This is a genomic window from Amorphus orientalis, assembly GCF_030814015.1.
GTDB lineage: Bacteria > Pseudomonadota > Alphaproteobacteria > Rhizobiales > Amorphaceae > Amorphus > Amorphus orientalis.
Genome location: NZ_JAUSUL010000003.1, coordinates 34,094 through 47,014, shown reverse-complemented (window position 1 = coordinate 47,014; position 12,921 = coordinate 34,094). Strand labels below are relative to the sequence as shown.

Annotated in this window: 7 protein-coding genes; 3 read left to right on the top strand and 4 right to left on the bottom strand. The window is 66.3% G+C overall.

Annotation, left to right across the window (positions count from 1 at the left end; translation table 11 throughout):
* Genes glgB through J2S73_RS14695 form a run of 3 tightly spaced genes read right to left on the bottom strand, consistent with a single transcriptional unit; the run spans position 1 to position 7,594 of the window.
* Complete coding sequence (gene glgB, locus J2S73_RS14705) at positions 1-2,211, bottom strand: 1,4-alpha-glucan branching protein GlgB (protein WP_370874448.1); 2,211 nt, start codon at positions 2,209-2,211, stop codon at positions 1-3.
* Between the two features lie 5 nt (positions 2,212-2,216).
* Positions 2,217-5,546 carry a maltose alpha-D-glucosyltransferase gene (treS, locus tag J2S73_RS14700; RefSeq protein ID WP_370874440.1) on the bottom strand — a complete coding sequence of 1,110 codons (3,330 nt, stop codon included), beginning with the start codon at positions 5,544-5,546 and terminating at the stop codon, positions 2,217-2,219.
* On the bottom strand, positions 5,543-7,594 hold the full coding sequence (locus J2S73_RS14695) for an alpha-1,4-glucan--maltose-1-phosphate maltosyltransferase (protein ID WP_306886365.1): 2,052 nt from the start codon (positions 7,592-7,594) through the stop codon (positions 5,543-5,545). Before J2S73_RS14695 ends, treS begins: the two co-directional genes overlap by 4 nt.
* 350 nt (positions 7,595-7,944) lie before the next feature.
* Here J2S73_RS14695 and J2S73_RS14690 point away from each other — a divergent pair, with 350 nt between their 5' ends.
* Together J2S73_RS14690 and J2S73_RS14685 are read left to right on the top strand one after the other, a co-directional pair.
* On the top strand, positions 7,945-8,490 hold the full coding sequence (locus J2S73_RS14690) for a biliverdin-producing heme oxygenase (protein ID WP_306886364.1): 546 nt from the start codon (positions 7,945-7,947) through the stop codon (positions 8,488-8,490).
* A complete protein-coding gene (locus J2S73_RS14685) occupies positions 8,477-11,020 on the top strand; it encodes an HWE histidine kinase domain-containing protein (RefSeq protein ID WP_306886363.1) in 2,544 nt (847 codons plus the stop codon). Before J2S73_RS14690 ends, J2S73_RS14685 begins: the two co-directional genes overlap by 14 nt.
* A gap of 18 nt (positions 11,021-11,038) precedes the next feature.
* Here J2S73_RS14685 and J2S73_RS14680 read toward each other — a convergent pair whose 3' ends face one another.
* Positions 11,039-11,617 (bottom strand): winged helix DNA-binding protein, encoded by a 579-nt coding sequence (locus J2S73_RS14680; protein WP_306886362.1) that lies wholly within the window; start codon positions 11,615-11,617, stop codon positions 11,039-11,041.
* A 193-nt stretch (positions 11,618-11,810) separates the two neighbouring features.
* Between J2S73_RS14680 and J2S73_RS14675 the strand changes: the two genes are divergently transcribed.
* Positions 11,811-12,908 (top strand): LLM class flavin-dependent oxidoreductase, encoded by a 1,098-nt coding sequence (locus tag J2S73_RS14675; RefSeq protein ID WP_306886361.1) that lies wholly within the window; start codon positions 11,811-11,813, stop codon positions 12,906-12,908.
* Positions 12,909-12,921 lie beyond the last annotated feature (13 nt).

The window sequence follows — 12,921 nt, the reverse complement described above, 5'->3', positions numbered from 1 at the left end:
TCAGAGGTCCGGCGCCAGCACCACGGTGCCGAGCGGCGGCAGGGTCAGCCGGATCGTGGAGGGGCGGTTGTGCCACCCCATGTCCTCGGTCCGGACCGCGCCGCCGTTGTGAACGCCGGACCCGCCATAGCGTTCCGCATCGCTGTTCAGGATCTCCCGCCATGCTCCGGCCTGGGGCACGCCGATGCGGTAGTCCTCCCGCACCACCGGCGTCATGTTGCAGACCACCAGCAGCGGCCGGGCATCGCTGCGCGCGCGCCTCAGATACACGAACACGCTGTTTTCCGCGTCACCCGCCTCGATCCATTCGAAGCCGGCCGGATCGCAGTCGAGTTCGTGCAGGGCCGGTTCCGTCCGGTAGAGATGGTTGAGGTCGCGCACCAGCGCCTGCAGCCCGGCATGGTCGTGCTCGGCGAGCAGATGCCAGTCGAGGGACTGGTTGTGGTTCCACTCCCGGTCCTGGCCGAACTCGCCGCCCATGAACAAAAGCTTCTTGCCCGGGTGGGTCCACATGAAGCCGTAGTAGGCGCGCAGGTTGGCGAACTTCTGCCAGCGGTCACCGGGCATCTTGCGGAGCATGGAGCCTTTTCCGTGCACCACCTCGTCATGGGAGAGCGGAAGCACGAAATTCTCGGTGAAACCGTAGTGGATGCCGAAGGTCATCCGGTCGTGGTTGTGTTTCCGGTAGACCGGATCGAGGCTCATATAATCGAGCGTGTCGTGCATCCAGCCCATGTTCCACTTGTAGCCGAAGCCGAGGCCGCCCATGTCGACCGGCCGGCTGACCCCCGGCCATGCGGTCGATTCCTCCGCCATGGTCTGGGCTCCGGGCACGCGCTCATAGATCCGCGTGTTCATCTCTTTCAGGAACGCGATCGCATCCAGGTTCTCGTTGCCGCCGTACCGGTTCGGCAGCCATTCGCCGTCCTCGCGGGAATAGTCGAGATAGAGCATGGACGCGACCGCATCGACGCGGAGCGCATCGATGTGGAACTGCTCGAGCCAGTAGAGCGCGCTCGACTGGAGGAAGTTCGCCACTTCCAGCCGGCCGTAATTGTAGATCAGCGTGTTCCAGTCCTTGTGGAATCCCAGGCGCGGGTCCTCGTGCTCGTAGAGCGCCGTGCCGTCGAAGCGCACAAGCCCGTGGGCGTCGGAGGGAAAGTGCGCCGGGACCCAGTCGGTGACGACGCCGATGTTGGACTGGTGCAGCCGGTCCACGAACCGCGCGAAGGCTTCCGGCGGGCCGAAGCGCCGCGTCGGCGCGAACATGCCGATCGGCTGGTAGCCCCATGACCCGGTGAACGGATGCTCGGTGATCGGAAGAAGCTCCACATGGGTGAAGCCCATGTCGGTGCAGTAGTCGGCCAGCATCTCGGCGAGCTGGTCGTAGTCGAGCGCCTCGCCCGAGCCGCCGCGCCGCCAGGAGCCCAGATGCACCTCGTAGATGGAGACCGGCGCCGACAGGGACTGATGGTCGGCGCGTCGCGCCAGCCAGTCCGCGTCCTGCCAGCGATGGCCATGCTGGCCGCAGACGACCGAGGCCGTGGCCGGCGGGTTCTCCTGGGCAAAGGCGAGCGGGTCCGCCTTCAGCGGCAGGGTCTCCCCGTGCACGCCGACGATCTCGTACTTGTAAACCTCGCCTAGGCCGAGCCCAGGAATGAAAAGCTCCCAGAGGCCCACGCCGTAGCGCTTGCGCATGGGGTGCCGGCGGCCGTCCCACGCATTGAAGTGGCCGACGACGGACACACGCCGGGCGTTCGGCGCCCAGACGGCGAAGCTGACCCCTTCGACGCCTTCGACCGTCGTGGGGTGGGCGCCGAGCCGCTGATAGAGGTCGAGGTGCCGGCCCTCGCCGAGCAGATACTCGTCGAGTTCGCCGAGCATCGGGCCGAAGCGGTAGGGGTCCTGGCGCTCCCACCGGTGGTCGCGGCTCGACAGGGCGAGCCGGTAGGCGAACCGGTCCCTCCGACCGTCGACGGTGCCGGAGAAGAAGCCTTCGGGATGAACCCGGTCGAGGGTGGCGACGCGCTCTCCGGTGGCATCGTCGAGAACCTCGACGGTCGCCGCGTCGGGCGCGAACACGTTGACGACGACCGGCTCCTGGCCGCCGCCGAACATGCCGAGGACGGAAAACGGGTTGCCGTGCCGTCCGCGGATGATCGCCTCGATGTCCGTGGACGAGATTGCGGTCTGGGTCGGGGCGGGCGTGATGGTGCTCACTGACCGTCCTCCATGCTGGTGATGAGATCCTTCAGCCCCCGCAGCGGAATGGAAATCCAGGACGGCCGGTTGGCGAGTTCGTACGCCACCTCGTAGGAGGCCTTCTGGATGATGAACATGTCGAGCAGTGCCCGGGCGAAGTCCGCATCCTCCGGATGGGTCGCGCAGTTGGCGATGACCTCTTCATAGGTCGCCAGCACCTGCCGGGTGGTCAGATCCCGCCACTCCAGCGCCCGCGCCACGGCGCCGTCCTGGATCGACTGGCTCGGTCCGCCGTGCGGCTCCAGAACCGCGGCGGCGGCGTAGTCGATCGACCGGACCAGGCCGGCCACGTCGCGCAGCGGCGACGACTTCGAGCGGCGCTGCTCCAGGGAGCGGCGCGGCTCGCCCTCGAAGTCGATGATCATGATGTCGTTCTTGACCATCAGGATCTGGCCGAGATGGTAATCGCCGTGGATCCGCGACTGTCCGCCCGAGGGCGTGAAGGTGCGTGGCGCCTTCACCCGGGCCTTCAGGGCCTTGCGCGCCGCCAGGATTTCCTCGGCGATGGCCCGGTCGGCTTCGGGAAGGGTCTTCCGGTTGGTCTTCAGCCGGTCGAGCATCCCGTCCAGATCGTCGGCGGCCTCTTTCGACCAGGCGGTCACGTCGTCCGCCGTGATCGGGTCGACCCTGAAGGCGGCGTCGTCGGTCGGGCTGGCGAACGCCCGGTGCAACTCCGCGGTCCGGCGGCCCAGAAGCTCGCCGATCATCAGCGGATAGGGGAACGGATCGCCGCCGTCGGCATCCTCTCCGATCGCTTCCGCGGCTGCCGCATAGTTCGTTTCGAACCCGTCGATGTCACGGGCGAGCGCCTCGGTCAGAACCTCCCAGGCGTCGCCCTGGTTGCGCACGAAGGCGAAGGCGGCGGCCAGCGTGGTCAGCTCGCCGTCCTCGTTGACGTGATCGATGCAGCCCAGGAATGCCGGCGTATTGGCGTAGCCGCCGGTCTCCGTCAGGAACTGGGCGACCTCGACGTCGGGTTGAACGCCGGTGCGCAGGCGCCTGTAGAACTTCAGGATCAACGCATCGTCGAAGACGATCGAGACGTTGCTCTGCTCCACCCCGAGCGGCCGCGGGGCGCCGTCGTCCTCGATACCCGCGAGGACGTCATTGCCCTTGAAGGTGAGCCGGCCCGATCCGGCGACAACCGTATCGCCGCGCCGCATCGCCGCCAGCACTTCCACCGGCAGGTCGGCCTCGAACGCGCCGTCGACCAGCGCGCCGACCTTCGGGCCCTGGCGCAGCTTGGCGAGGGTGTAGGCGAGCGTCGGGGCGCCGAAGGCCAGATTGTCCTCGCCCCACAGCGCCGTCAGCGGCAGGAAGTAGCGCTCCACGTCCTGGTCCGTGGTGACCTCGATGGTGGTCAGCGAGTGGCGACCGTCGGCAAGCTCCGCCAGCGGCTCGAAGGCCACCTTCTCGATGGGCCGGTCCTTGGCCGCGAACCAGCGCTGCAGCGGCAGGAACTTCGGCAGCACGTCGCGCTCCAGCATCCGCCCCTCTCGGCCGGTGAGCGCGGTGGAGATGCGGCCGTCCCGGGTGGTCAGCGTCAGGAAGTCCGGCAGCACCTCCGGTATCGGCGTATGCCAGGCCGGCGCCTGATCGGCATCCGCCAGGAAGAACCAGTAGAAGCCGTGGCCCGGCAGGGTGATCAGATAGGGCAGGTCGCCGATCGGCGGGAACGGCGAATTGCCGGTCATCTCGATGGGTACCAGCCCGCGCTTGGCCGACAGGTCGAGCTCGACCGCCTGGGCGGCGCGCGACAGGTTGGCGACGCACAGGATCGTGTCGTCTCCCTCCTCGCGGAGATAGGCGAGCACCTTGCGGTTGTTCGGATAGAGCACCGTCATGGTGCCGCGTCCGAACGCCGGATGCTGCTTGCGCACGGCGATCATGCGCCGCATCCAGTTGAGGAGCGACGAGCCGTCGAAGGTCTGGCTCTCCACGTTGATCGACTGGTAGCCGTAGACGGGATCCAGGATCACCGGCAGGTAGAGCCGCTGGGGATTGGCGCGCGAGAAGCCGGCATTGCGGTCCGACGACCACTGCATCGGCGTGCGCACCCCGTCGCGGTCGCCGAGATAGTAGTTGTCGCCCATGCCGAGTTCGTCGCCGTAATAGAGGATCGGCGTTCCCGGCAGCGACAGGAGCAGCGAGTTCATCAGCTCGATCTTGCGCCGGTCGTTCTGCATCAGTGGCGCGAGCCGGCGGCGGATGCCGAGATTGATGCGGGCGCGGGAATCCTCGGCATAGACGCGCCAGAGATAGTCCCGCTCCTTGTCGGTCACCATCTCCAGCGTCAGCTCGTCATGATTGCGCAGGAAGATGCCCCACTGGCACTCCTCCGGAATTTCCGGTGTCTGCCGGATGATGTCGGTGACCGGATGCCGGTCTTCCTGGGCGACGGCCATGTACATCCGCGGCATCAGCGGGAAGTGGAAGCCCATGTGGCATTCGTCGCCGTCGCCGAAATAGGGTCGGGTGTCCTCCGGCCACTGGTTGGCTTCGGCCAGGAGCATCCGGTCGGAATAGTGCTTGTCCAGCTCTGCCCTGATCTTCTTCAGGACCTCGTGGGTCTCCGGCAGGTTCTCGTTGTTGGTGCCCTCGCGCTCGACCAGGTAGGGGATCGCGTCGAGGCGCAGCCCGTCGACGCCCATCTCCAGCCAGAAGTGCATCACCTTGAGCACTTCCTTGAGCACCTGCGGATTGTCGAAGTTCAGATCCGGCTGGTGGGAATAGAACCGGTGCCAGAAATAGGCGCCGGCCACCGGGTCCCAGGTCCAGTTCGACTTCTCCGTGTCGGTGAAGATGATCCGGGTTTCCGGGAACTTCTCGTCGGTGTCGCTCCAGACATAGAAGTTGCGGGCCGCGCTGCCGGGCTTGGCGCGCCGGGCGCGCTGGAACCAAGGGTGCTGGTCGGAGGTGTGGTTGATCACCAGTTCGGTGATGACGCGCAGGCCGCGGCGGTGGGCTTCCGCCACGAACGCCTTGAAGTCGCGCATTTTGCCATAGGCCGGATTGATCGACTTGTAGTCGGCGATGTCATAGCCGTCGTCGCGCAGCGGCGAGGGATAGAACGGCAGCAGCCAGATCGCCGTCGCCCCCAGCTCCTGCACGTAGTCGAGCCGCTGCATCAGCCCGGCGAAATCGCCGATGCCGTCGCCGCTGGCATCCTGGAACGCCTTCACGTGAAGCTGGTAGATGACCGCGTCCTTGTACCACTGGGTGTCGGAGCGGTCGATGATCCCGTCGATCCGGGTCAGGTTGGTCGTCGTCTTCTTTGCACTCATTCGCGGCCAGCTCCCGGCGGGATCAGACGCCAGATGGCGTAGGGACAGTCATCGGGGTCGAGGGTCAGCCAATGGCTCTTGCCATGCCAGGTGAAGTGGTTGCCGTGGCGCAGGTCCTGCACCTCGATGGAGGCGTCATCGGGCAGGCCGAACTCCCAAAGCGGCACCTCGAACTCGAAATTTCTGATCTCGTGCGGGTTCAGGTTGACGTGGACGAGCACGAAATCGCCGGTCTCCGGGTCGTGCTTGCCGTAATAGAGAACCTCGTCGTCGAAGGCGTTGTAGAAGGTGAGGTTGTCGAAGCCCTGCATCGCCGGACGTTCGCGCCTGAGCCGGTTCACCAGCCGGATGTCGTCCTTGATGTGGCCGGGCGCATCCATGTCCCACTGGCGGATCTCGTACTTCTCGGAGTTGAGATACTCCTCCTTGCCCGGCACCGGGGCGGCGTCGCAGATCTCGAAACCGTTGTAGAGGCCGTAGTTGCCGGCCAGCGTCGCGGCCAGCACCAGACGGATCCGGAAGCCCGGCCGTCCGCTTTCCTGCAGGTAGACCGGATTGATGTCGGGCGTGTTGGCGAAGAAGTTCGGCCGCATGTAGTGCCGGCACTGCTCCGTCGTCAGCTCCTCCAGATACTCCGTCAGCTCCTCCTTCTCGTTGCGCCACGTGAAGTAGGAGTAGGACTGGCTGAACCCGACCTTGGCGAGCCGCTTCATCACCTTCGGACGGGTGAAGGCTTCGGCGAGAAAGATCACGTCGGGATGCTTGGAGCGAACCTCCGAGATCATCCACTCCCAGAACGGAAACGGTTTGGTGTGCGGGTTGTCGACCCGGAAGATCTTCACGCCGTGGGCGACCCAGAACAGCACCACGTCGCGCAGCGCCAGCCACAGGTCCGGCAGCGCGTCCCGGTAGAAGTGGACGTTGACGATGTCCTCGTACTTCTTCGGCGGGTTCTCGGCGAACTTGATGGTGCCGTCCGGCCGCCAGTCGAACCACTCCGGATGCTCCTTGATCCAGGGATGGTCCGGGGAGCACTGGATCGCGAAGTCGAGGGCGATCTCCAGATCGTGCTCGGCGGCCGCCTCCACCAGCCGGTCGAAATCCTCGATCGTCCCCAGTTCGGGGTGGATCGCGTCGTGGCCGCCGTCTTCCGAACCGATCGCGTAGGGGCTTCCGGGATCGTCGGGGCCGGGCGTGAGCGAGTTGTTGCGGCCCTTGCGGTTGGTCTTCCCGATCGGATGGATCGGCGTGAAGTAGAGCACGTCGAAGCCGAGATAGCGCACATAGGGAAGCTGCGCGATCACGTCGTCGAAGGTGCCGTGACGATCGGTGCTGCCCGACTGGGAGCGCGGCATCATCTCATACCAGGCGGAAAAGGCGGCGGCCGGTCGGTCGACGAACACCTCGAGCGTCTGGGGGTAGCGGGTCAGGTTCGTCCGGGGACCGGCGCGCCGCATCAGGGCCTGGGTGCCGTCGGAGAGCAGAACCTCCAGCCTTTCGGCCTCGTGGGCCGCATCGAGCCGTTTGGCCAGGGCGGCGAGATCGGCGCTGTCCTGGGACGTCCGGGCGGACCGGTCTTCCACGGCCGCGGCCACCAGACGGCGCCCCTCTTCGGTCTCCAGGGAGACCTTCACGCCGGCGGCGATTTTCTTCTGGGTGTCCTTGATCCAGGTGGCGAACAGGTCGCGCCAGGCGATCACGCCATAGCGCTGAAGGCCGGGTTCGGTGAAGGTGAGCACGCCGCGCCACCGGTCGTTTCCGAGGGGTGACATGAGCGTTTCCGCGCCGGTGCCGTCCGCGGCGGGATCTTGGACGAGGGCGGCCGCGATCGTGTCATGACCGTCGGAAAAGACATCCGCCTCGACGTCAAATGGTTTGCCGAGGACGGCCTTGGCCGGAAACCGCCCGCCATCGATTTCCGTCTCGATGCCTTCGATCGCAATCCGGCTTTGAGCAAGGTCAAGGGCGCGCTCTGCCGCCGGATCTTCGGCAGGGGCAGAGGATCTGGTCTTCGACCTGGACCCGAATTCTCTGAACGGGGTGCTCATGAACTCGCCCTCATCCCGCAATCGTCCTTCCCAGAAAGATGGAACGTTGTCGGGCACCTAGCATTGGACGGAGCCGGCATGAGGTCAACCGCACCCCAACCGCTTCCGTCGCGCCAGACCCAGCCCGAAGGTCATCTGGCTAACGGAGAGACGTGCGGAAGGTTCCCCGCGTTCGGGTCCGTGGACTACGACAGAGCGCGCACGCGCACACGGGTTTCGCGCAAGCTGGGACCCGCGCGCACAATTAGCTTGAACGATCGGGACCGTTCGTGCGTTGAAGCTCCTAACAATTGATCATCTCGTTCAGGACACGGCCATCTCGCATGGATTTCGGCTCAAGGCGCGGTCGCTTGCGCTCCAGCACCGCTACCGCTCACGCCCGGCTCGACGCAGCCGTCGGCGACTTCGACGACAGGAACTCCTATCTGACCTATCTCCGCTGCCTGCAGGCGTTTCGGGAGCCGCTCGAAATGGCGCTCGACCGCTCAGCGCTGCCGGCGGAGTTCGCCGGCTGGTTGCCGATCCGCCTTGCCCCGGCCATCGCGTCCGACCGTGAGGATCTCGAGGGGACCGTCTCGCCGTTTCTTGCCGGCCGCGCGCTGGCTGCGCCGGAGCCGCGGTCGCCGAGCCACGCCGTCGGAATGGTCTATGTGCTGGAAGGCGCGTCGCTCGGAGCGCAGGTTCTCGCCCGGCGCGCGCGCGACCTCGGCTTCGACGAGACCCACGGCGCAAGCCATCTGGGTGGCCGCAAGGACAGCCTGACCAACTGGCGGGAGTTTCTCGTCCGGTTGGAGGCCGTGGAGGGGCTCGATATGGAGGCGGCCGAAGCCGGCGCACAGGAGACGTTCCTCACGGCAACGGAGGCGTTTACGGGGTCGACCTATGTGGAAGCGTGAGACCGTCGACCTGACCAACTGCGACCGCGAGCCCATCCACATTCCCGGCAGCATCCAGCCGCATGGGTGTCTCGTCGCGTGCGAGGCGGCCACCGGCACGATCCGGCGCGCGTCCGACAACGCCGCGGAGATGCTCGGGGCGGACGGTTCGCTCGCGGGCAGGCTCCTTGGCGAGGTGATCGGCGAGGCCGCCTCCGCGCTGGTCGGCGAGGGCGACGTGACCTCGACGGAGACCGGCCGTCCCGCGCTCGCATTCGCCGTTCCGCTGGCGGACGGAGCCCCGTTCGATCTGGCCGTTCATCGGGTCGATGACGACGTGGTCGTGGAGTTCGAGCCGAGCCGCAGTGCCCATCAGCCGTTGCAGCTCGCCCGCGAGATGATCGGCCGGATCGGGGCGGTGGAGGAAGTCGACCGGCTGGTCGACGTGGCCGCCGATCTGGTTCACCGCGCCCTCGGTTACGACCGGGTGATGATCTACCGCTTCGAGGACGATGGCGCCGGCAAGGTGGTCAGCGAGGTCAAGCGCGCCGATCTGGAGAGCTTCCTCGGTCAGTATTTCCCGGCCAGCGACATCCCCCAGCAGGCCCGGCGGCTCTACCTGAAGAACACGATCCGGGTGATCTCCGATGCCCGCTTCGAGCCGGTCCCGATCCGGCCGGATCTGGATGAGGCGGGCAATCCGCTCGATCTCTCCCAGGCGCATCTGCGCAGCGTGTCGCCGATCCACTGCGAGTATCTGCGCAACATGGGCGTGTCGGCGTCCATGTCGATTTCCGTCATTCTCGACGGCGAACTCTGGGGGCTGATCGCCTGCCATCACTATGCGCCGCGGATCCTGCCGATGGCCGAGCGGGCCGCCGCCGAGATGTTCGGCGATTTTTTTGCCCTTCATCTCGACACCCAGCGCCAGCGGCAGCGCCTCGCGATCGCGATGGCGGCGCGGGCCTCGCTCGACCGCTTCCTTCGGCGCGCGAGCAATCACAGCGATCTGGAAGCGCTGTTTGCGGAAAATCTCGGCGATTTCGCCCGGCTGATCCCGTGCGACGGCGTGGCGCTCTGGCTCGGCGGCAAGCTGCACACGCTGGGCACCGTACCGCCCGAGGATGCGATCCCGGAGCTGGCCGCCCATGTGGGTGCAGTTGCGGAAGGGCGCGTGTGGGCGACCCACATGCTTCCGCACGAGCTTCCGTCTTCGGATCGCTACGTGGAGGCGGCATCCGGCGTTCTCGCGATCCCGCTCTCCCAGCTTCCCAACGACTATCTGTTCTTCTTCCGCCGGGAGCGGGTTCAGACGCTGGACTGGGCCGGCAATCCGGAGAAATCCTACGAAACCGGCGTCCACGGCGACCGCCTGACCCCGCGCAAGAGCTTCGCGATCTGGAAGGAAACGGTGCGCGCCCAGTCGGAGCCCTGGAGCGAAGCGGAGCTGGAGACCGCCGAGGAAGCCCGTGCGGCGACCGTGGAAATCGTCCTGCGCCACAGCGAGCTGCTGGCGGAGGAGCGGCGCAAGTCCGATCTGCGACAGCGGATGCTCAACCAGGAACTCAATCACCGGGTCAAGAACATCCTCGCCGTGATCAAGTCGCTGGTGAACCAGCCTTTGAAGGACGGTCAGGCGATCGAGGATTATGCCGGCAAGCTGAAGGGCCGCATCCAGGCTCTGTCCCACGCCCACGATCAGGTCGTGCGCGGCGATGGCGGCGGCCATCTGGCCGATCTGCTCGACGCCGAGCTCTCGCCCTATCGGGCCAACGAGACGGCGGTCCGCCTCAACGGGCCGGGCGTGTGGCTTGATGGCCGGGCATTTTCGGTGCTCGCCCTCGTGCTGCACGAACTGGCGACGAACGCGGCCAAGTACGGCGCCTTGTCGGTCGCGGAGGGCACCGTCACGGTTGAGTGGCGGCTTGAGACTGACGGCACGTGCCGGATCGACTGGACGGAAACGGGCGGCCCGCCGGTGGTGAAGCCGAGCCGGGACGGATTCGGCTCCGCCCTGATCGGTCGCGCGATCCCCTACGATCTCGGCGGCGAAAGCAGGGTGGTTTACGATCAGAGCGGCGTGTCGGCCTACCTCTCCATACCGGCCCGCCATGTCGACGTGACCGAAGCCGGGCGGAGGGACGAGGGCTCCGTGGCTCCGCGCAGCAGCGCTCCGATAACGCTCTCCAGCACCACCCATGTGCTGCTGGTGGAAGACCACATGCTGATCGCCCTCGATGTGGAGGCTGGCCTGGAGGATCAGGGCGTGGAGAGTATCGTCACTGCGGCCTCGGCCTCCGAGGCGCTGGAAAAGGTCCGCGCAAGGTTGCCGGACGTGGCGGTCCTCGACGTCAATCTGGGCGAGGAAACCTCGATTCCCGTCGCGGAGGAGCTGACCCGGCGCGGCGTTCCGTTCCTGTTTGCGACCGGCTATGGCGACGGCTCGATGATCCCGTCGGATTTCGCCGCGGTTCCGGTGGTGCGCAAACCCTACGAGACCGACGCGCTGATCACCGCGTTGTCGGCGCTTCTCGCGCCCCCTGCCGAGTGACGGCGGACCGGCCCGCGCTCATTCCTTTGCCGGTTTGGCGGCCGGCCGGCGGTGGGTTGCCGCGACGCGGGATATCTCCTCGTAGATGCCGGCCAGAAGGTTGAGGGTCTGGGTGGCCTCTGCCAGCCGGCGGCGAAAGTCCGGGACGTTGTCGATCGCGGAAATCAGCAGAGCCCGCCGGACCGCCGCATAGGCGTCGGTGACCTCGTGCCCCAACGCGGTCACGGAATAGGTCACGCCGGACCGAGGTGATCCCTCCTTCTCGATGAGGCCGGCCGCGCTCAGCTTGCGCAGGCTGTACTGGATGTTCGGAACGTCGTCCCGGTTCATCAGCCGGGCGAGTTCCTTCATGCTCTTCGGCCGGTCGTTCATCCGGATCACGTGCAGCAACGCGTTCTCCGGACCGCTGGCCGCCAGGTCGATGACGCTCGCCAGGCATTCCGACTGCCAGCGCCCGAACGACTCGAACGTCCGCATGACGGCGAATTCCAGCTCCGTCGTGTCCACTTCGGAGGTCGTCGCCGACAGGTGCCAACGCCGGTCGAACACCTCGTCCGCGGGTTGCTCCTCCGGTGAGCCCGCCTTCTTCCGTGCCATGCCGTCTCTCCGACCGTTTCGTGTGCCCGATCTGGGCCGGGCAAGTCTGTCGGTCCCGGAGCGGAAAATCCAGGAATCTGCTCATCCCGCCGGTTCCGGTCCAGCACGTCAGCCGGCGGGCCGCCGATGCTTGCCGTCACATAGAGTTTTAGATAGAATTTTTATGTAAAAACATTCCAGAGGGATCTTCCACATGACCACGTCGTCCAATCCCATGTTCACGCGGGACCGCTTCCTGCTGGGCACGTTCTCCTCCAACTGCTCCAGCGGAATGACCGTAACCAAGGTCCCGGAGCGCTGGGACAATTCGTTCGACAACAATCTCCGCCTTGCCAAGCTGCTGGACGAGGCGGGTATCGATTTCATGCTGCCGATCGCGCGCTGGATCGGCTACGGCGGCGAGACCGATTTCCACGGATCAGTGCTGGAGACCATGACCTGGGCCGCCGGCCTGCTGGCCCACACCCAGAAGATCGCGGTGTTCGCCACCATCCACACCGCCGCCAACAATCCCGTCGTGGTCGCGAAGCAGATGGCCACGATCGACCAGCTCAGTTCCGGACGCGCCGGCCTCAACATCGTCGCCGGCTGGAACAAACCGGAGTACGAAGCGCTCGGCCTGACGCTGCCCGACGACCACGAGACCCGCTACGCCTATGCTCAGGAGTGGTTCGATATCGTCCGGGCGCTGTGGACCCGCGACACCCACTTCGACTGGGATGGCGCCTACTTCAAGCTGAAGGGCACCAAGGGGCTGCCCAAGCCCTTCCACGGCCAGCCCCCGATCATCAACGCCGCCGGTTCGGCCCAGGGCCGCGACTTCGCCACCCGCAACGCCAACTTCCTGTTCACGCCGACCATCGACCTGGAGCGCTCGAAGTCGGAGGTGGCCGAACTGAAGGACCAGGCGAAGGGTGTGGGGCGCGAGGTCGACGTGCTCACCTTCTCCCACGTCATCTGCCGTCCGACGGAGAAGGAGGCGCAGGACTACTACAAATACGTCACGACGGACAATTCCGACTGGGACGCGGTCGACAATCTGGTGCGGCTCCAGTTCGCCCACGCCCAGTCCTTCCCCCACGACCTGCTCGCGCTGATCCGCGACCGCATGGCCGCCGGCCACGGCGGCTTCCCGCTGATCGGGACGCCGGAGCAGGTGGCAGAGGGCATCGCGTCGCTGGCCGATGCCGGGTTCCGGGGCTCGACCCTCTCCTTCGTCGACTACGTGGAGGAGTTCCCCTACTTCCGCGACAACGTGCTGCCGCTCCTGGAGCAGAGGGGCATCCGGTAAGGGAGGTATGTCG

What these genes read in the sequence shown, in the direction of transcription:
- J2S73_RS14685 (WP_306886363.1), top strand. Translation starts at nt 8,477, where the DNA reads ATGTGGAAGCGTGAGACCGTCGACCTGACCAACTGCGACCGCGAGCCC.
- J2S73_RS14695 (WP_306886365.1), bottom strand. Translation starts at nt 7,594, where the DNA reads ATGAGCACCCCGTTCAGAGAATTCGGGTCCAGGTCGAAGACCAGATCC.
- J2S73_RS14675 (WP_306886361.1), top strand. Translation starts at nt 11,811, where the DNA reads ATGACCACGTCGTCCAATCCCATGTTCACGCGGGACCGCTTCCTGCTG.
- treS (WP_370874440.1), bottom strand. Translation starts at nt 5,546, where the DNA reads ATGAGTGCAAAGAAGACGACGACCAACCTGACCCGGATCGACGGGATC.
- J2S73_RS14680 (WP_306886362.1), bottom strand. Translation starts at nt 11,617, where the DNA reads ATGGCACGGAAGAAGGCGGGCTCACCGGAGGAGCAACCCGCGGACGAG.